Genomic DNA, 20,675 nt, shown 5'->3' with positions numbered 1-20,675 from the left:
TAGTTTTATGCTTTGTTATGCTTTCTGCTGTTAGTACAATAGGTTGTTATACGGGTAACGTGCATTGTGCAGCTTCGAGATTATGGCATATAATTTCTCCTTAAACTCTTCCACATTTGTTTTTTCGGTAGCGGAGAGAAAAATTGCCGGATCCGCATTTTTTGCCATCCACGATTTACGGAAGTCCTCCAAAGTAACCTTAACTTCTTCGCCCTCCTCATCGACTTCTACCGGTGGTTTATAGGCGTCGATTTTATTAAATACCGTGATAATAGGTTTATCCAAAGCATTAATATCTTTTAAAGTTTCGTTTACGGCAAGGATATGGTCCTCAAAGTTGGGATGTGAGATATCAACCACATGGATTAATACATCTGCCTCGCGAACCTCATCCAAAGTAGATTTAAAGGACTCTACCAAATGATGCGGTAGCTTACGGATAAACCCTACCGTGTCTGACAGTAGAAAGGGAAGGTTATCGATAACCACTTTTCTTACGGTAGTATCTAAAGTAGCAAACAGCTTATTCTCAATTAAAACATCCGACTTAGAAATCATATTCAATAGGGTTGATTTCCCGACATTCGTATAGCCCACTAAAGCGACACGAATCATCTCGCCCCGGTTTTTACGCTGCGTCTCGTTTTGCTTGTCGATAACCTTCAAGCGCTCCTTCAACAAGGAAATTTTGTTCAGAATTATACGCCTATCGGTTTCAATTTGCGATTCTCCCGGGCCGCGCATACCAATCCCCCCGCGTTGCCGCTCCAAGTGGGTCCATAAACGCGTTAAGCGCGGCAATAGGTACTGTAACTGTGCCAGCTCGACCTGCGTTTTTGCCTGTGCCGTCTGCGCATGCTTAGCAAAAATATCCAATATAAGGCTAGAGCGGTCTAATATTTTCCGCTTCAGCTCACGTTCAATATTTCGAAGTTGAGAAGGCGACAGCTCGTCGTCGAAGACCACCATATCAATCTCTTCAGCCTCCACATACTCCTTTATTTCCTGTAATTTCCCTGTACCCACAAAAGTGGCATGCTCAGGTTTCGCCATTTTCTGTGTAAAAATTCCTTTGGTTTCTCCCCCTGCGGTTTGCACCAAAAACTCCAATTCTACCAAGTAATCTTTGGCCATCTGCTCCGAAATATCCGGTGTAATAACGGATACCAAAATAGCAGTTTCTGGCTTTACGGCGGTTTCGTATATTTTAGTTTTTCCCATTTGTATGCAATAGTTTATTCCTGTTATTTTACAAATAACAAGCCAACAAAGGTAATGGTTTTTTTGTAAGGCTAACTAATCTTATCCCAGGATATTCCTGGCGACCGTTGGTTGAGGTACTGCAGCAACAATGCATTCTCCGGCGTACTTAAGGAAGCATCTTTTTTGAAAATTGCAATAACAGTCTCGCGCGCTTCCGCAAGGATCTGCTGATCCTTGGCGATATCGGCAATCTTCATATCCAGCACCCCCGATTGTTGTGTCCCAGAGATATCACCAGGGCCACGAAGCTGCAGGTCAACCTCTGCAATTTCGAAGCCATCGTTTGTGCGTACCATGGTTTCCAAACGCGTGCGCCCCTCTCTACTTAATTTGCTGCCCGACATTAACACACAGAAAGACTGCTCGGCACCACGGCCAACACGACCACGCAGCTGGTGCAGCTGCGACAGGCCAAAGCGTTCTGCATTTTCAATAACCATGACCGAGGCATTCGGCACATTAACGCCAACCTCAATAACCGTGGTGGCGACCATAATCTGCGTTTCGCCTTTTACAAAGCGCTGCATCTCAAAATCCTTTTCCTTTACCGGCATTTTTCCATGTACAATAGAAATTTTAAACTGCGGCAGCGGAAATTCGCGCTGTAAGCTCTCTAAACCCGCCTCTAAGTAGAGAAGGTCCATCTTTTCACTTTCCTTAATCAGGGGGTACACAATATAAACCTGACGGCCTTTGGCAATCTCTTCCCGCATAAATCCAAAAACCCGTAACCGCTGGTTTTCGAAAAAATGTACCGTTTTAATGGGTTTACGTCCTGCAGGAAGTTCATCGATAACAGAAATATCCAAATCTCCGTACATAGTCATAGCCAGTGTGCGCGGAATTGGGGTTGCCGTCATCACCAACATATGCGGCGGAATAGTGTTTTTACGCCATAACTTAGCACGTTGTTCAACGCCAAAACGATGCTGCTCATCGATGACGACAAAACCAATATTTTTAAACCTTACTTTATCTTCAATTAAAGCATGCGTACCGATAAGTATATCCAGGGAGCCATCCTCCAGCTGTTGGTGTATGATACGGCGTTCCTTGGCAGAGGTAGATCCGGTAAGCAGTTTTATGCTGCACACCGCATCGCCCAACAGCGCTTTTAAACCGATATAATGCTGGGTGGCAAGAATTTCTGTCGGCGCCATCATACAAGCCTGAAAGCCATTGTCGACCGCCAGCAGCATACTCATCAAGGCCACAACCGTTTTCCCCGAGCCAACATCACCCTGCACCAAGCGGTTCATCTGTGCACCGGTATTGGTATCGATACGGATCTCTTTAATAACCCTTTTTTGTGCACCCGTTAAAGGAAAAGGAAGCTTGTCATTGAAGAAAGTAAGGAATTTCTCGCCAACAGCCCTAAACCGATGGCCACGGTATTTCTGCGTGTTTAGCTGCTTATTGCGCAAAAGACGCAGCTGAATAAAAAACAGCTCCTCGAATTTTAAACGCCTTACTGCGGCATTTAAATCCATAACATGCTGCGGGAAATGGATCGTTAATAGCGCGGTTTTATAATCCATAAGGTCATGCTGCGCTATAATATAAGGCGGTAGCGTTTCTTGCAGGTTGTTGTATAAGGTCTCTAAAGCAGTTTGCTGCAGCTTTTGTATACCCTTGGAATCGAGGTTGAACTTTTTAAGCTTCTCGGTTGATGAATACACCGGTTGCATCGTCATATTGCCGACCCTTTTTTCGCCGCTATTATACAAATCCATCTCGGGGTGGGTCATAGAAATCTGACCGTTAAATTCTGTCGGCTTTCCGTATATAATATATGGAGCCCCTACCTTAAGACTCTTCTTTAGCCAGGCAACCGATTGGAACCATACCAACTCCATACTACCCGTTTCATCGCGGAAGGTGCCGACAAGGCGTTTGGCCCTTTTGTCGCCAACCTCCTGCAGCGACAGGAGCCGCCCTATTACCTGAGCGCCGACCATATCGCTATGCAGCTGCCGGATTTTATGAAACTGTGTACGATCGATATATCGGAAAGGGTAGTACTGCAAAAGGTCTAGCATCGTAAAGAGCTGCAGCTCTTTTTTGAGCACATCGGCCTTTTGCGGACCTACGCCTTTCAAGTATTCTATAGGAGTTATTGTCGTAATCGTTGCCATTCCTTATAAACGGCTAATTTACATAAATTATACTGTTTTACTGAAATGGACATCGAATTCACGGCGGTATTACTTCGCCAGGCGCTTATTTTTAGTTTTGCTTTTGAACAGCGAAAGAATAGGTTTAGCGTTAAATAAGGCGATGGCAAAAAATAATAAGGTATAGGCCATGTATTTCTGTGGCGATACCGGTTCATGGAAGTAAAATATAGCCAGTACAAAGGCTATAATGGGGTTCACATAGAGCAGCACACCGGTCGTGCTCGACGAGATACCTGTAAGGGCATACATGCTTAAAAATAATGGGATAATGGTAAACAGCACCGCAATAAGCACAATGGTAGACCAGAAAATATAACCCTGAGGAACGGGATGCCCCTGGATAAATAATATAGGAATTATAAAAATGCTACAAATAGTTAACTGCACCGCTAGGCTATTGAGTTTGTCATACCCTTGTACACTACGCTGGATAATAAGATATAAGGCATACAAAAGCGCAATAGCAAACGACCAGGCAACCTCAATAAGGGAACCAGTAGCCAAGAGGCAGGCGCTGATAAAAGCAATCCCTAAGGCTAGCCATTTTAACGGTGTAAGGGCTTCTTTTAAGATGACGCGTGCAGCAAATGTGGTTATTAAGGGGCAGATAAGATAACCAAATGCTGCCGATTGTACGCTGATATTGTTTATTGCATAGATATAGGTATACCAATTGCCGAAAATAAATACCGAGCATAAAAATGTCAAGACCAATACCCTGCGGCGTTGTTGCGGTTTTTGGCTCGTAAAAGTGTTTATATCTTGCTTTACTTTGTGTATTCTGAACAACAGAATAAATACCCACAAAGACACTAATGCCGATAGTATTCGGAAGTTTAAGATATCATCGGCTGGCCATCCCTTAATCCAGCGTACAGGAATAGACATAAAGCCCCAGATAAAAGGGGCTAAAAAAGCCGCAAGAAAATAATCTCTGCGGCTTTGATGTTGTGCTGTTTGCTGTTCCACAGATTAGGCTTTCCAAGCGATTACCGAAATCTCCACATTTACCTGTTTAGGCAGCGTTTTTACTGCGACACATTCACGTGCAGGTTGGTTTTCAGTAAAATATTGGGCATAAATTTCATTTACTGTAGCAAAATCGTCCATATTACTTAAGAATATAGTAGCTTTTACCACATCCGAAAAGCCGTATCCTGCATGTGTAAGTATGGCTTCTAGGTTTTTTAGTACCTGCTGTGTCTCGTCGGCCACCCCCGTAGTAACGAGGTCTGTCGTGCCTGGAATCAAAGGAATCTGTCCGGAGACATATAATGTTTTTTCTACTTTAACGGCTTGATTGTAAGGGCCTATTGCGGCTGGAGCGTTGTCGGTGTTTAGAATTTCTTTTTGTGACATAATATATTATTGCGGTATAGTGGTATGTTAATTATTTTAAACGCTGTGTATACGATAAACGATAAACTTTTGGTATAGTGGCTTCCTACATTCCTGCTGTAGCTGAGGACAGCTTCAGCGTTCCTGTGAAGTTAATAACGAAGTTACGACGCAGGCTTTAGATATGCAAAAATTGAGGCGATAAATTATTTACCCCAAGAATGGAGCACACAAAAACGTACTTTACCCCAGGAAAATGCAGGGCAGGTGTGTGGGCTAGATAAGCAAAGCGAGAGGGCCTGCATATGGCGTCTTTATACCCGGTATATATATATACAGCAATAGCAGGCTAGGGCAAGTCTGGGAGCCCCGGTTTGAGGTAATATAGTTATCTTCAAAGAAACTTTTTTTACTGGTATGGTTTTTTGAAGGTAGATGCGGTTTAGAAGCTCCTTTTTGTAAAAAAGTTAAGATTCATACAATCTTTATGCGACTATCTCTTTAAGATTTAACGAAATAACGTAGTTTTGCAAACTATGAGATTAAATGCAATAAGAGTTTTTGCCCTTTTGGGAGTGTTTTCTTTCGTGTTTTTTGGCTGTTCATCGAAGCGCAGCAAAGAAGCGAAGCGGTCTACTACGGCTGCCGTTTTGGTAAACCCTGTACACAACGAAGTTCCGGAACAGGTGTACGACCGACAAAAGCGTTCTGCAGTGGACGATACTAAAATTCAAGTTACGGCGGCAAAAGAAGAGCCCAAAGAAGAAAGCATTCGTGTAGACTTGCCTCTTGTAAAGCGGGAGTTTCGTGCAGCTTGGGTAGCTACCGTTGCAAATATCAATTGGCCCTCCAAACGTAATTTAAGTACAGAACAGCAGAAGCAGGAGGCAATAGCGTTATTAGATTTGCTGAAGAACAATAATTTTAATGCCGTTATTTTCCAAGTCCGCCCTTCGGCCGATGCGATGTACAAAAGTACATTCGAGCCCTGGTCGGTATTCTTGAATGGCGAAATCGGCCGTCAACCTTATCCATACTATGACCCTTTAGAATTTTGGGTTGACGAGGCACATAAGCGAGGGTTAGAGTTACATGTTTGGTTAAATCCGTACCGGGCGCATCACTCCAATGGGGGCACGGTAACGTCGGAATCTATGGTACGTAAAGCATCGGATTATGTGGTACGTCTAAAAAATGGTATGTACTGGTTTGACCCGGCCGATCCGCGTACGCAAGACCATGCCTCACGCGTGGTGAATGATATTGTAAAACGTTATGATATTGACGGGGTGCACTTCGATGATTATTTTTACCCTTATGCAACCTACAATGGCGGAGCAGATTTTCCTGACGATAAAACGTGGAATGCCTACCGCAATGCAGGCGGGAAGCTGTCGCGTGCAGATTGGCGTAGGGATCATGTAAATAATTTTATAAAACGAATTTATACCGAAATCAAAGCCGAGAAAAATTTCGTCAAATTTGGATTAAGTCCGTTTGGCATATGGAAGCCCGGTTATCCAGCAGGTATAACAGGCTCTTCCCAATACGATGAGTTATATGCCGATGCCAAACTCTGGTTAAATGAAGGCTGGGTAGACTATTTTACCCCCCAGCTATACTGGCCTATCAGTCCGGCAAAGCAGAGTTTTACCGCCTTGTTAAAATGGTGGCAGTCGGAAAATACCTACAACAGGCATCTATGGCCTGGCCTAAATACGGTGGAGGTACGCACGGCAGATCGCCCTACAGAAATTGTAAATCAGGTTAATGCAACCCGAGAACTCGTACCCAATAGTCCGGGCGAAGTACATTGGAGTATTGCCGGTTTAACGAAGAGTCCCGCCATGTTACAGGCCTTGGTCGATGGTCCCTATAAAGAGGAAGCGCTGGTGCCTAAAAGTTTGTGGTTAAACGCCAACCCACTGCTTAAACCTACCTTGTTATTGACGACAGAGAAAAACGCAGTCTTTGCCAAATGGTTACATAAGCAGCCCGATCAAATCAGACATTGGGTATTATATGTGCGCTATGGCGATGAATGGAGTACCGAGATTCTAACCAAGGATATTACCTCGAAAGAACTTCCTCGAATGAAGAACAATAAAACACTATACGATGTTGCCGTGCGTGGTGTTGACCGTTTAGGTAATGAAAGTGACTATATTGCAAAGCGTGTTCAGCGCAAATAAAATTTTAACCGTTTGGGTTTTAGTTTGTGTTTTTGTAGGTACCCTACGGGCACAAACTAAGCCTGATATGGTACAGATGCCTATACAGTGGGATGCAGACCGCGAGCGACTGTCGTTGGAGTATATGCTAAAACGACATAACGTAAGCATGGACTCGGCTGTTATAGCGCCCCGTATTATTGTGGTACACTACACCGAAAATAATAGCGTACGGGCAACATTCAAAACCTTCGATCCTGTTTTTCTTCCCGGGCGCCGAGATTTGCAGTCGGCCAGCTCATTAAATGTTTCTGCACAATATGTCGTTGGCCGCGAGGGTACCATCTATCAACTAATGCCTGAAAATCGTTTTGCGCGACATACCATAGGTTTAAATTACTGTGCCATTGGTATCGAGAACATCGGGTCGTTAAAAAAACCACTTACAGCGGCACAACTGCAGGCAAATTATCTCCTAATAGCCTATTTGCGTGCTAAATATCCGATTGCATATGTTATAGGGCACCATGAATATACGGTATTTCGTAAAACGAAGTGGTGGAAGGAAACCAACCCAACCTATATAACCCGCAAACGCGATCCAGGCGATACGTTTATGCAGGCTTTGCGTAAAAAATTGGGCCTTCCGGAAAGACTTACAATTTCGCAACTTCCTTAAATTCAGCTTGCCGTATTAAGAAGCCTATGCAGCCAATGTTTGCGAGCGTATGCGCTTTGTTGCTTATTTTCAATACCATTTCTTAATTGTAACAAAAATATTGCAATAAAATCTTTTACGCGCACAAGGCGAGACTTTGGCTGCTGTTTTGTGCGTTTAATTAATTTCCACTTTCATTTTATCGTTTCTTAACGGGAATTTTATTCAGCTTTCTGCGTTTCCTTTTTTTAAAGATGCTAGAATTTGGGCTTTTTACGCTTGTTTATGCTGTATTGTGCGGTTTTTGTATTATTTTTAGCTCACATCTAAATTTGTGATAACTAATTAAAGATTAACGTATGAAAAAAGCTTTACAATTGCTTATGGCCATGCTATTGTTTATGGGGGTAAATGTTTACGCCCAAGAACAATTGGTGGTAACTGGGCTGGTTCTTTCTGCTGCAGATAAACTGCCTATTGTCGGGGCTTCTGTCCGCGTAGAGGGGACGATCAGCAGCAGCACCACCAACGCAAACGGTAAATATGAAATCAAAGTATTGAAAGGTCAATCTTTGGTCTTTTCGTATATCGGTATGGTGCCTATGAAGAAGCTTGTGGAGGGGCAAACATCAATTGATGTAAATTTGGAACCCGAGGAATCGTCGATTGGTGAGGTGGTTGTAACGGCATTGGGTATTGCTCGAAACAAGAAAAATTTATCGTATGCTGTACAGCGCGTTAGTGGCGACGATTTAAGGTCTTCCAATCAGGGAAATATCTTAAATGCATTGCAGGGGCAGGTTGCTGGGGCACAAATTTCTTCTTCTGGTGGGTCACCAGGGTTGCCGACGGAGATTATTTTAAGAGGCTCAACAACATTGTCGGGGGATAATCAGCCGTTAATGATTGTAGATGGTATCCGCGTAAACAATGCATCTACCAATGGAACAGTAAATCGTATTGCGGATATTAATCCGCAGGATATTGAGGATATTTCAATCCTGAAGGGAGCGGCGGCGGCGGCGCTTTATGGTATTGACGCGGCCTCGGGTGCAATTATTATAACCACAAAAAAGGGGAAATCTGGGGTTATGCAAATTGATGGTTCGTATAAGGCATTTGTGGAAACTGTAGGTCGCCTGCCACGCCAGCAGATGGTGTATACTACCGGTACCGGAGGGACGTATGATGAATCTTCGGGCTCTTCGTGGGGCAGAAAATTTAGATTCGATGAGGAGATCTACAATAATCTAGCGCGTTTTTTCCAAACGGGAGTTTCGCATGATGCGAATGTCAACATAAACGGCGGGTCTGAAAAGCTACAGTATTATATGTCTGGAGGTTACCGTAAGGGAGGCTCTATGATTCCGAATACCAAGCAGGATAAAATAAACTTCTTAATGAAGGGGACGGCAAAATTATCCGATAAAATTAGTGTTACCGCCTCTGCCAATTATATTCAGAATAATATACAAGAAGGTTTAGCGGGTGCGGCTGAGGGTGGATGGATTAACCGTATTTTAAACTATCCTTTGCGTTATGATATCCGTGCCTATGAAAAACCAAACGGCGAGCCACTTTATGTTTATAAGGAACAGGAGGATGATGGCCGTAATGCCCGTATTTCTCCGATGTGGGGGGTAATGCGGAACCCTAGAAATAATAATGTAGATCGTTTTGTGGTTAATGGGAATATTGACTATAAACCGGCAGACTGGGTTACCTTATCGTATCGCTTGGGGCAAGACTTAACGGCATCTACATACCGTACTGTCGTAACACCAGGTACTCCGGGTTCCTTTTTTGAAGGTCGGGTATCTCAATCAAATTCCACTTCGAAGTATATCACCTCGACTTTTAACGCTACCATGCAGCAGAAGCTGTACAACGATTTTAACCTTTCCTTGATACTGGGGGCGAATAGTGACTATTATACCTCGGATGGACACGCTTATTTCGGGGAGGGTTTTTTAGTGCCCGATATTCCATCGCCAAATGTTATTGATCGGAATAACATTTTTTTAACAGAAAATAAATCTGCACGTCAACGCTATGCTGTTTACGGTGATTTTAGCGTAACCTACAAAAATATTGCGTCTTTGGGTGTTACCGGGCGTAATGATTGGACCTCAACATTATCTCCGCAACATCGCCAGTTCTTTTCTCCTTCGTTTTCGGGAAGTTTTACATTCAGTGAACTTATTGCTCCGGAAAGCTGGTATGGAAAACTAAGAGCCAGTTATGCTAAAGTGGGTAAGGATGCGCCGATCTACCGTACCAATACAAATCTGGTGCGGACATTTACGCCGGGGGCTGGTTTTGTCGTTAGTTCCACCGGAGGAAATCCAAATTTAAAACCCGAGCGTACCGCAGAGTTTGAGGTGGGCACGGAATTGGGTTTCTTGAAGCGCCGCTTGAATATCGATCTTACCTATTACGAGCGTAAAAGTGAGGATATGATTATGACACCGCGTGTGCCCTTACCTTCGGGTTTTGTTATCATGACTTTTAATGCGGGGTCTTTGCGCAATAGAGGCTATGAGGCTTCTATAAATGCTATACCAGTAAAAACGGACCATTTTACCTGGAATACAACGGTTAATGCTTGGAAAAATACTTCCAAGATGCTTGCTTTCGCCGGCGATATTGTAACCTTTAAGTATTCCAATGCACAATTAAATGCGGGGTCAGCAGCTACAACGTTAAATGATCATGTGTTGGGGATTGTCGGCAAAGACTACAAACGTACTGCTGAAGGTTATGTTATTGTCGACGACCAAGGTTATCCTATTGTGGATGGGACCGATAGAAATATTGGAAATAGGGAGCCGGAGTTTAATATCGGCTGGCTCAATAAGTTTAGTTATAAGGGTTTTAACCTTTCTTTTATGTGGGATTTTAGGTTTGGAGGTGATATTTTAAATGCTTCCCGCCAAAGTATGATGTCTACAGGTACGGCCTATGATGTCGGAGAATGGAGAGATAAGGTGTTTGTTTTTAATGGTGTTGCTGCTCAGCAAGATGGCTCCTTCCTTAAAAATGATAAACCTGTGGTCTTGAATTACAGTTACTTTGCGAACAACTATTATCAGGTCGGAACTAACTTTGTGGAAAAAGTAAATTGGGCGAGGGTACGTTTTATTACCTTAAGTTATACGGTGCCTACCGCTATGGCTACCCGTTTAGGGGTGAAAAGATTAGGCCTGGAATTCTCGGCACAAAATCCTTTCGTGATAACCAATTATTCTGGAGGTGACCCAGAGGTGAATAGTGCTGGCCCTAATGCGGGGGGTAGTGGTGCGAGTACGATGGGGGTAGATAATGGGGCTATTCCGTTACCTAAATCTTTTTCTTTTGGTTTAAATATTAGTCTATAAAGAGTACGTTATGAAAGTATATATAAAGATATTCTGGGTGTTTATAGCCGTTGTTACGCTTACAGCATGCCATAAACTAGATATGAACTACAATCCGGTGCAGCCCGTAACGGTGCCTTCCAGTCAACGTCTGCCTGCTATTCAAGCTAATTTGGCGTATTCATTATACGCACAGGCGCGTTTTGCCGCTTACCATAGTTATTACCTTACCTCAAGAACGGGGAATAGTAACGCACAAACGGATACCTGGAATTACAATTCTATTACCCGTATGGGGGCCTGGCGCTGGCATTATTTTGATGTGGGGTCAAACATTGCTGGCCCTGCGGGGATGTTGATCCGTTCGAATGAGGATGGCGACAATAATTTTACTGGTGTTGGTAAAATATTATTGGCATTGAGTTATTTGTCGGCAACGGATGTGTTTGGAGATATGCCATTTGAACAGGCGTATACAGGATCTTTTAACCCGCTGTACGATTCTCAAGAAAAAATTTATGCCGGTATTGGCAAGTTATTAGATGAAGGGATTTATGAGTTACAGCATGTGAGTCCGACGGCTAGAACGATGAATGGTACGGCGGATTTGATTTATAAGGGCGATTATACCAAGTGGATTGCTTTGGCGAATGGCATAAAAGCACGGTTAAAATTGCATACCGCCAATTTTACGGATGGCTATTCGGAGGTGGTATCGGCCGTAAATGCGGCATTATCGGATTTCGATGATGCCTTATTCAGGTATCCTGCTCAGAGTACATTGAATTGGGAAAAAAACCTTTGGGGCGAGGCTAGGCCGAATCCGGAGTGGCAGTTTGCTGATATCCGGAATGATTTATTAAATTCCTTACCTACCGACGTGCTGATGAAAGCGCTTACCGTTGATCAGCAGTCCAATACCTTCGATCCTCGGTTGTATAAGTTAACCACGCCTGGAGCTAATAAAAAGTATCTCGGCGCTAAGATGTCGGAGGGGTTACGGGATGTTAATCTGCCTTCAGGTACGGTATATCAGGATTTTGCTAATTTGTACAACGGCTTTTGGACTGCCGACAGCTCGCCTTACCCGTATATGATAAAAGAAGAATTGTACTTTATTAAAGCGGAGGCTTTGTTTTACCTGAATGATATACATGGCGCGTATAATGCCTACAAAATGGGCGTGGAAACGAACCTGAAAAGACTAGAGGTGGAGCCTGGATTGATAACGAGTTTCTTAGGCTCTACAAAAATTGTGCAGGACGCCGGCAAATTGAAGATTGCCGATATTATGATGCAGAAATGGGTGGCTTTGTATTTACAAGCGGAAAGCTGGGTTGATATGCGCCGGTATAAATATAGCCTTAATGCGTACCCTGATCTTTATTACCCGAAATATGCTTTAGCAGAATGGGGAGGCCGATATATTCAGCGCTTTGTTTACGATCCTCAAACGGAGTATGTATATAACCCGAAGGAAATCGAACGCTTGGGGGCTGCTGCTCGCGATTGGGTGTTTATGCCTTTATGGTGGACAGAAAAATCTTTATTAAAGTAGTTAGGAGGTCATGATGAATACGATATTACGCTATATATTATGTGCTTTGCTTCCCATCCTGGTTTTGGGCTGTAAAAAAAATAATCCCATTACCGAATTAGGTAGTACCACGAACGAGTTTTCAGCACAGCTGACTGTGAGTTACAACAATACTAGACCCCTGTTTGGCGATACCGTTGTGGTGACGGCGTCAACCTGGCAGAAGGATGATAAAATTGATCGGGTTGTATTTTTTGAAACGCTGTATGAGTCTTTTGGTATTGACCTTTCCTTACCCAAGGGTACGGCAATAAAAACGAAGGATGTAACCCTGCCTGGTGGTACCGCAAAATTTTCAACTTTAGTTTTAAGTGATACCCTGAAAAGTAGGGCCATCTGGCAAACGGTTCTTGCTCAAAATTTGGATAGCTATTGGGAAACCTTAACGAATAACTATGTCATCCGGCAGCCTTATATTTTAACACCTGTTACGGGGAAATATCCCGATGGTACGGCTTTAATTCATGCTTTGTCGGAAACAGATTTTGGAATCTTAAAAAGTTTGTTGGCCTATTCTATTTTAAAGGAAGATTATTTAGCGCTATTTCCTGATGCCCCTGCCGCGCATTTTGCCACTGCAGGGCCTTATGTGCTCTCTGCCGTGGGTATAAGTTACCTTAAGGATAGATTGACACGAGATAATCTGATCAAAAATGTGCAGGCTATTTCTAAATATGGAACCTATAGTGTGAAAATCGATGTGGATGCGGTTACGCCTTCTGGAACTGTAACGTCAGCGCCATCGCGTATTTTTTTAAATAATTTGTAAGACCATGAAAAGCTTAAATTTTATATATCTGCTGTGTATAGCCTTTTTTCTTGTGGGCTGTTCGAAGACTGATATTACCCGCATTGGCCAGCAAGGTGATTATGTCGCTAATTTTGATTTCCCGACTACAGCTGTATTTGCGCCAGGGAAGGTGGGTATTACAAACCGTACAAAGAATGCGGATAAATTTTTATGGGAATTTGAGTCTGCAAAAATGATAACGCCAAAGGGGGATACCGTAGCGTATACGCAGTCGGAGAAAATGGCCCCTGATTCTGTGTTCTATGATCTTCCAGGGGAATATACCGTTAAATTGACAACCTGGAGTAACGGCGAACAGAAGTCTGTGTCGAAGAAGCTTGTGGTTAATAAACAGCAACCTCAGATTATCTTGCCCGAAAATGTGGGTGTCTTTATGGAGGTACTGTTCGCGGCAAAGGTTTTTCAATATCCGGGCAAAGCTATTTCTTATCGATGGGATTTTGGGGAGGCGGGAACGTCGACCTTGCCTAATCCGAAAGTAGCTTTTACAACGGAAGGCTCTCATGTGGTGAGGTTAACTGTCGACGACGGCCAAGAAACGTTAACGACTGAGGCTGTTGTAAATGTGTTGGGCGAACTGGCGAAGACTATTTATTTTACCGATGCCTTTACGAATCGTGTTTATCGGTATAAATTAACTACGCAGCGCCCGGCTACCGTGGAATGGATAGGTGTGTCTACGGGTTACAATGCTTTCGGTTTGTCGGTACGTGGTACGAAGCTTTACCTCTCGGAAACGGGCTTGGGAACACGTTTCTCTACGGGGGATGCCGTAAAAGCGGATGGCGTATTAAAGTCTTATAATCTGGACGGTACGGGCGAGCAGATTATTACCAAACCTGTGGCTGCAACATTGGATTATCGCGATGACCCTTGGATGCATACGCTGGATAAATTTGGAAATATTTGGTGGACCTGTAGAAACTATGGCGTTCGCGTGCTGAATGCTTCGGCATCGGAAGCGACCTACCCTGCTGTTAAGTTTAACATCAATGCTACGATTGCTGGCGAGGGGATAGGGACGTATTTTGCATCGGATATCAAAGAGGTGGATTCGGAAATATGGGTTTCCTATGCTGGAACAACGGGCAAAGGGATTTATAAGTTTAATTACGATGGTTCTTATATCGGGAAATTTAATACGGCGATTCAGAACCATGCAATCCGTGCTTTTGTGGTCGACCAAATCAATGGATTTATCTACTTCGCCACAAATAGAGCCGACGCCGGACGTACAGAGGGTGTTTATCGCGCAAATATAGATGGTTCAAATGTTATTGCTATTGATCATGCTGCTTCGATGTTAATTGGCACTGCCGGCGGTTATAGTAACCAGGGAGCGGCTGGGGAGTATATTTATATTACGAATATGGATATTGATGTTGACGAGCAGGGGAATGGTTATTTGTATTATGGTTATCGCGCTAACACGGATATTTTTGGTGCGGGTAATCCGGCAACTTTAGGTCCTTCGGCAGCAAATTCTGGTGTTAAACGTTATAAACTGGATGGCTCTGCGGCACCCGACTTTTTGTTTAAGGGTTACGCGCCATTGGGTTTGGCTTTAGATCAAGTTAAACGCTAAATTATTAGTTCAGCAGGCCTGCAAAAGTGTTGCCTGCTGTTTTTTTGGTTTTATTATACTCCTGTTATGAAGAAGATTTTAATTGTATGCATGGCGGCTTTATCCTTTATGGGGGCGTGCAAAAAAGATATAGTTTGGGTGCCTGATGACTTTGGTGCTGAGCTGGTCAAAAAACCAGAAGGTCCTTATATTGCGGATAAAAGTTTTAAAAGTGTGGCTTATGCGTATCATAACGCAAATATAGCAACATTCGATACGGCGAAACTCCAGTATATTACGCACCTGCATTTTGCGTTTTTAACCCCTAAGGATGATGGTACGCTTCAAACCTTAACAAATCATGGAAATTTTGAAAAGCTGAATACACTGGCGCATGATAATAAGGTGAAAACGGCCATTTCTATACAGGGGGATGAGGTGCTTTTCCGTACGCTGGCGGCAAATGAACAGACGCGAAAAAGATTGGTGAAAAGCCTTGTCGACTTTGCTGTGCGTTATCAGCTGGATGGTGTTGATCTGGATTGGGAATACCCAAGGGCTAATTATGGTAGTGATGTTGCTTTTGAGGTGTTTGCACAGGAATTGGCTGCGGAGTTGCATAGCTGGCATAAGTATTTAAGTATGGCGGTGACGCCTGGGTTGTATGCTGGACCTGTAAAAGATGGTATTACGAAGGGGGCGATGGAGGCCCTGGATTTTGTTAATTTAATGGCTTATGATGCGAAGGGGATTGATCTGGATGATCCTAACCATCATTCTACGTATCTTATCGCACAGAAAACATTGGATGTTTGGTTGGACGATAAGGGTTTATCGCCCGAGAAGGCGGTTTTAGGCGTGCCGTTGTATGGCAAAAATGTGGATAACCTAGCGATGTCTTATATTTCTTTGGTAAAGGCTGGTGCAGACCCGAATGCGGATATGTTTGTAACATCGGGAAAGGCTTATTATTACAATGGTGTGAAGACTATGAGGGCGAAAGCAGCTTTAGCAAAGCAACGTGCCAACGGTATTATGTTTTGGGAGTTTGGACAAGATGATTTGGGTCAGAATTCTTTAATAAAGGCAGCTTTTGATGCTTTAAAATAAAAGCTTATGAAAATTAACCTGTATTTTTTTGCTTTAGCAATCTGTTGTGTGTTTAGTAAGGCTTATGCTGGTTACAGCACCATGCCTTTGGGTAAGGCTCAATTCGGTAATCCTGCTGTGGGTGGGGGTACTGAAATTCTTCCTGGTGCGGATCAATTACCTATTTATCTGCCCTTATTAAAAGGCAAAAGGGTTGGGCTTATGGGGAACCAAACGTCTATTGTGGGGGCAGATAAAGCGCATCTTGTGGATGTGCTCTTGCAAGAAAATGTGAATTTAAAATTTGCCTTTGCTCCTGAGCATGGTTTTCGGGGCGATGTGGAAAGGGGGGAGCAGGTGCATAATGCTGTAGATCGTAAAACCGGCTTGCCGCTTTACTCTTTGTATGGGGGTAATGAAAAGCAGGATTCTATTGTGCAGTCTATTGATGTTATGATTTTCGATCTTCAGGATGTTGGTGCTCGTTTTTATACCTATATAACGTCTTTACATCGGGTAATGGAGTTGTGTGCCAAACATAACAAGGAACTGATTGTTTTAGACCGCCCTAACCCTTGTGGGGATCAGGTGGATGGGCCTGTACGTAAGCAGGATGCTTTTAAATCTACGGTGTCGTATCATAAAATTGCTATGCTACACGGGTTAACCATTGGCGAATTGGCCAGGATGATTAATGGGGAAAAGTGGCTGGATAGGGGGCGTAAGTGTAAGGTGACTGTCGTGCCGGTAAAAAATTGGGATCATAGTATGTCGTATGATCTTCCTGTAATCCCGTCGCCTAGTTTACCAAACCATCTTTCCGTTCGTTTGTATGCATCTTTATGCTTGTTCGAAGGAACAGATATTTCGGTAGGGCGCGGAACAGAGTGGCCGTTTCAGGTGCTGGGCTTTGATAGTCCGGTTTATGGCGACTTTTCTTTTATGCCGTCCGAAAAGATGGGTATGGCGAAACATGTGGAAGGAAAGGGGCAGCTGTTGTATGGCGTAGATCTGCGTAATTTGGACCCGGATAAGCAGCAGTTTTCTTTACAGTATATTTTAGATTTCTATGCTAAAATGCCTGATAAGTCTAAATTCTTTACCCGTGCAGAGTTTTTTGATAAATTGGCCGGAACCGACCTGTTACGTAAACAAATTATCGCCGGTAAAACGGAAAATGAAATTAGAGATTCGTGGAAAAAGGATTTAAAAGCGTATAAAAAAATGCGCAAGAGGTATTTGCTTTACCCTGATTTTGAGTAGACATGAATTGTCTTTCAGATCGTGTAGTTTATTAATCCATATTTAATTTAAATAGTATAAATTCGCAGAAGTAATAAATTTGTTATGCGTTTTCTTGCATGTTTTTGGGAAAAGTCGCATATTTACGAAAAGTTGTCAGCTATATAATGATTTCGAAACCAATGATTAATACTACAGAAAGAGATTCGAATTACCAAGATTTAGACAAGATGTCTGTGCAGGAGTTGCTCGTTAATATTAACCGGGAGGACCAAACGGTTCCTTTGGCTGTTGCGCGTGCTATTCCGCAGATTGAGGCCTTGGTAAAGGTTGTTGTGGATCGTATGAAGCGAGGAGGGAGGCTGTTTTATATCGGTGCCGGAACGAGCGGGCGTTTAGGGATTTTGGATGCTTCGGAATGCCCTCCGACTTATGGTGTTCCGTTTGACTGGGTTATTGGCCTTATTGCTGGTGGCGATACTGCCATTCGTAAAGCGGTGGAGTTTGCGGAAGATAATACCGAGCAGGCTTGGATAGATTTGTCGGAATATGCGATTAATACCAATGATGTGCTTATTGGTATTGCTGCATCGGGGACCACGCCGTATGTTATTGGGGGCCTTGAAGCGGCCAATGCGCAGGGGATAGCTACGGGTTGTGTGGTGTGTAATAGTGGCTCGCCAATTGCCAGCTTGGCCAACTATCCGGTTGAGGTGGTGGTAGGGCCTGAGTTTGTAACGGGCTCCACGCGCATGAAGGCGGGTACTGCACAGAAGTTGGTGTTAAATATGATAAGCACCGCAGTAATGGTGCAGCTGGGCCGTGTTAAAGGAAATAAGATGGTGGATATGCAGCTTTCTAATCATAAGTTGGTGGATCGTGGTGTGCGTATGATTATGACGGAGACGGGGGCGACGGAAGAGGAAGCAAGCCACTTGTTGGAACATCATGGCAGCGTAAGGGCCGTAATTGATGCGCTGAAGAAAAATATATAACCTGTATTAATCCTAAATTATGTCTCCTAGTATTTTGTTATCCTTCTTGGTCGTTTATTTTGGCGTACTCCTGGTGGTTGCCCATTTTACCGCTAAGGGCGCGTCGGACAATGCTACATTTTTTGTGGCCAACCGGAATTCTAAATGGTATATGGTTGCCTTCGGCATGATTGGGACTGCGCTTTCTGGCGTAACATTTATTTCGGTGCCTGGTGCCGTGGGGGTATCTCAATTCGGCTATTTCCAGTTTGTATTGGGGAATGCGGTGGGCTTTGTTATTATCGCTTATGTGCTGCTACCTTTGTATTATAGGATGAAGCTTACGTCTATTTATACCTATCTAGAAGAACGCTTTGGTTATTTGTCGTATAAAACTGGGGCTGCCCTATTTTTGGTGTCCCGTACGGTAGGGTCGGCTTTCCGCTTGTATTTGGTGGCCATTGTTTTACAGCATTTTATATTTGATGCTTGGAATGTGCCTTTCGCTATTACGGTAATTATTTGCTTGGTATTGATTTGGTTGTATACGAATAAAGGTGGCCTTAAAACAATTATTGTTACGGATACTTTGCAGACGACTTTTCTGATTACTGCGGTGCTGTTGTCGATTTACTTTATGGCCAAGGGATTGGATTTTGGTGTTGTGGATACTTTTGAGGCCGTAAAAAATAGTTCGTATGCCAAGATTTTTTTCTGGGATGATTTTGTCGGTGCGAAGGCAAACTTCTGGAAGCAGTTTTTAGGGGGTATTTTCGTAACTATTGCCATGACTGGACTGGATCAGGATTTGATGCAAAAGAATCTTTCCATGGGAACCATCAAAGAGGCACAGAAAAATATGATCACTTTTACATCGGTATTTGTGGTTATCAATATCTTCTTTCTCGCTGTCGGGGCCTTGCTGTATATTTATGCCGAACGTAATGGGATTGATGTTACGGCGCTTGCTACGCGCGATTACCTGTATCCGGAGATTGCCTTGAATAGGTTGAGTATTGTGGCTGGAATTATTTTTATGATGGGCTTAACAGCGGCAACATTCGCCACGACGGATTCGGCTTTAACGGCTTTGACAACCTCGTATTGTGTGGATTTCCTTAACTTCAATAAAAAGGAAAACCCTAATGATCCACGTCTGATTAAACAACGTAACTATGTGCATTTTGGCTTTTCTGTGCTGATGTTATTGGTTATTCTGGTGTTTAAGTTAATAAATAACGATTCGGTGGTGAATGCCATCTTTACGGCGGCCTCTTATACTTATGGCCCTTTACTGGGGTTATTTACTTTTGGTATACTAACGAAGTATGCTGTAAGAGATAGGTTAGTGCCGTATATCTGTGTGGTATCGCCGTTATTGTTATATGTTTTGAACCAATTTGTGATTTCTGTATATACCTCTTATGTTGTTGGTTTGGACTTGATTATTTACAATGGCTTAATCACATTTTTATTGCTGTGGTTTACCTCGCCTGGAAAAGCTTCAGCTAAAGCGCTTTCGCATGGTTAATGTAGGGGCCTGATTTGTGGGTGCAAAAAAATAACATTATGTTTGAGTAACTAGTTTTTTGCACTTATGTATCATTTAATCGATGAAACCGTATCCGCTATTCGCCGTAAAATTGGCGATTTTACGCCTGAATTTGGTATAATTTTAGGAACAGGCCTTGCCAAACTCGTGAACGAGATCGAGGTGGAGCAGCAATTGATGTATGCTAATATTCCGAATTTCCCCATATCAACTGTAGAATTTCATACCGGAAAATTGATTTTTGGAACCCTGGCGGGGCGTAAGGTCGTCGCTATGCAGGGACGCCTGCATTATTATGAGGGCTACTCGATGCAAGAAATTACTTTTCCCGTTCGGGTAATGAAGGCTTTGGGTATTCAGAAGTTGCTGGTATCGAATGCTTCGGGCTCCTTAAATCCTGCTATTCAAAAGGGAGATATCGGTATTATCGACGATCATATTAGTCTCTTGCCGGATAATCCTTTACGGGGCTCCAACGACGATGGCTTTGGTCCTCGTTTTCCGGATATGAGCGCTCCTTATGATCGGGTTATGGTGAAACAGGGCTTAGATATTGCCCTTAAACATGGTATTAAAGCACATAAGGTGGTTTACGTTTCGGCGCCAGGGCCAAACTTGGAAACGCGTGCTGAATATCGGTATATGCGCGTTATTGGTGGCGATATCGTGGGAATGAGTACGGTTCCTGAGGTTATTGTGGCCAACCATATGGGCTTACCGGTGTTTGCGATTTCGGTTATCACCGACGAGGGGTTTCATGAGGATTTGAAACCGGTGTCTTTGGATGAGATTGTTCAGGTGGCGGCTGAAGTGGAGCCTAAAATGACTACAATTTTAAAAGAATTGATCTCCATGCAGTAAAGTCTAATTTATACTTTATTTT

Annotated in this window: 15 protein-coding genes; 11 read left to right on the top strand and 4 right to left on the bottom strand. The window is 43.3% G+C overall.

The annotated features are described in order from the left end of the window. Window positions 1-30: 30 nt before the first annotated feature. The 4 genes from hflX to ACL9RF_RS10640 form a co-directional block, all read right to left on the bottom strand. Window positions 31-1,221, bottom strand: a complete 1,191-nt coding sequence (hflX, locus tag ACL9RF_RS10655) for a GTPase HflX (protein WP_422800609.1) — start codon at window positions 1,219-1,221, stop codon at window positions 31-33. 71 nt (window positions 1,222-1,292) lie between these two features. After that, complete coding sequence (gene recG, locus ACL9RF_RS10650; RefSeq protein WP_422800608.1) at window positions 1,293-3,398, bottom strand: ATP-dependent DNA helicase RecG; 2,106 nt, start codon at window positions 3,396-3,398, stop codon at window positions 1,293-1,295. A gap of 69 nt (window positions 3,399-3,467) precedes the next feature. Beyond that, window positions 3,468-4,409, bottom strand: a complete 942-nt coding sequence (locus tag ACL9RF_RS10645; protein WP_422800607.1) for an EamA family transporter — start codon at window positions 4,407-4,409, stop codon at window positions 3,468-3,470. Window positions 4,410-4,412: 3 nt separating this feature from the next. Beyond that, complete coding sequence (locus ACL9RF_RS10640) at window positions 4,413-4,799, bottom strand: RidA family protein (protein ID WP_422800606.1); 387 nt, start codon at window positions 4,797-4,799, stop codon at window positions 4,413-4,415. Window positions 4,800-5,314: 515 nt separating this feature from the next. Here ACL9RF_RS10640 and ACL9RF_RS10635 point away from each other — a divergent pair. The 11 genes from ACL9RF_RS10635 (at window position 5,315) to ACL9RF_RS10585 (ending at window position 20,653) form a co-directional block, all read left to right on the top strand. After that, on the top strand, window positions 5,315-6,970 hold the full coding sequence (locus ACL9RF_RS10635; protein ID WP_422800605.1) for a glycoside hydrolase family 10 protein: 1,656 nt from the start codon (window positions 5,315-5,317) through the stop codon (window positions 6,968-6,970). Next, window positions 6,930-7,628 carry an N-acetylmuramoyl-L-alanine amidase gene (locus ACL9RF_RS10630; protein ID WP_422800604.1) on the top strand — a complete coding sequence of 233 codons (699 nt, stop codon included), beginning with the start codon at window positions 6,930-6,932 and terminating at the stop codon, window positions 7,626-7,628. Before ACL9RF_RS10635 ends, ACL9RF_RS10630 begins: the two co-directional genes overlap by 41 nt. A gap of 338 nt (window positions 7,629-7,966) precedes the next feature. Then, window positions 7,967-10,984: a SusC/RagA family TonB-linked outer membrane protein gene (locus ACL9RF_RS10625; RefSeq protein WP_422800603.1), complete on the top strand. Its 3,018-nt coding sequence runs from the start codon at window positions 7,967-7,969 to the stop codon at window positions 10,982-10,984. A gap of 10 nt (window positions 10,985-10,994) precedes the next feature. Next, window positions 10,995-12,521 (top strand): SusD/RagB family nutrient-binding outer membrane lipoprotein, encoded by a 1,527-nt coding sequence (locus ACL9RF_RS10620; RefSeq protein WP_422800602.1) that lies wholly within the window; start codon window positions 10,995-10,997, stop codon window positions 12,519-12,521. A 10-nt stretch (window positions 12,522-12,531) separates the two neighbouring features. Beyond that, complete coding sequence (locus ACL9RF_RS10615) at window positions 12,532-13,329, top strand: hypothetical protein (RefSeq protein ID WP_422800601.1); 798 nt, start codon at window positions 12,532-12,534, stop codon at window positions 13,327-13,329. A gap of 4 nt (window positions 13,330-13,333) precedes the next feature. Further along, window positions 13,334-14,956 (top strand): PKD domain-containing protein, encoded by a 1,623-nt coding sequence (locus tag ACL9RF_RS10610; RefSeq protein ID WP_422800600.1) that lies wholly within the window; start codon window positions 13,334-13,336, stop codon window positions 14,954-14,956. Between the two features lie 66 nt (window positions 14,957-15,022). Further along, window positions 15,023-16,045 (top strand): glycosyl hydrolase family 18 protein, encoded by a 1,023-nt coding sequence (locus tag ACL9RF_RS10605; RefSeq protein ID WP_422800599.1) that lies wholly within the window; start codon window positions 15,023-15,025, stop codon window positions 16,043-16,045. Between the two features lie 6 nt (window positions 16,046-16,051). Beyond that, window positions 16,052-17,287, top strand: coding sequence for an exo-beta-N-acetylmuramidase NamZ family protein (locus ACL9RF_RS10600; protein WP_422800598.1), 1,236 nt, complete (start codon window positions 16,052-16,054; stop codon window positions 17,285-17,287). A gap of 161 nt (window positions 17,288-17,448) precedes the next feature. Beyond that, on the top strand, window positions 17,449-18,261 hold the full coding sequence (murQ, locus tag ACL9RF_RS10595; RefSeq protein ID WP_422800597.1) for an N-acetylmuramic acid 6-phosphate etherase: 813 nt from the start codon (window positions 17,449-17,451) through the stop codon (window positions 18,259-18,261). Between the two features lie 19 nt (window positions 18,262-18,280). Next, window positions 18,281-19,771: a sodium:solute symporter gene (locus ACL9RF_RS10590; protein WP_422800596.1), complete on the top strand. Its 1,491-nt coding sequence runs from the start codon at window positions 18,281-18,283 to the stop codon at window positions 19,769-19,771. Between the two features lie 66 nt (window positions 19,772-19,837). Beyond that, a complete protein-coding gene (locus tag ACL9RF_RS10585; protein WP_422800595.1) occupies window positions 19,838-20,653 on the top strand; it encodes a purine-nucleoside phosphorylase in 816 nt (271 codons plus the stop codon). Window positions 20,654-20,675 lie beyond the last annotated feature (22 nt).

It is taken from the genome of Sphingobacterium sp. Mn56C (genome assembly GCF_049319645.1).
Classification (GTDB): domain Bacteria; phylum Bacteroidota; class Bacteroidia; order Sphingobacteriales; family Sphingobacteriaceae; genus Sphingobacterium.
The sequence above is the reverse complement of the archived record's forward strand: the minus strand, read 5'-3'. Positions and strand labels throughout refer to the sequence as shown.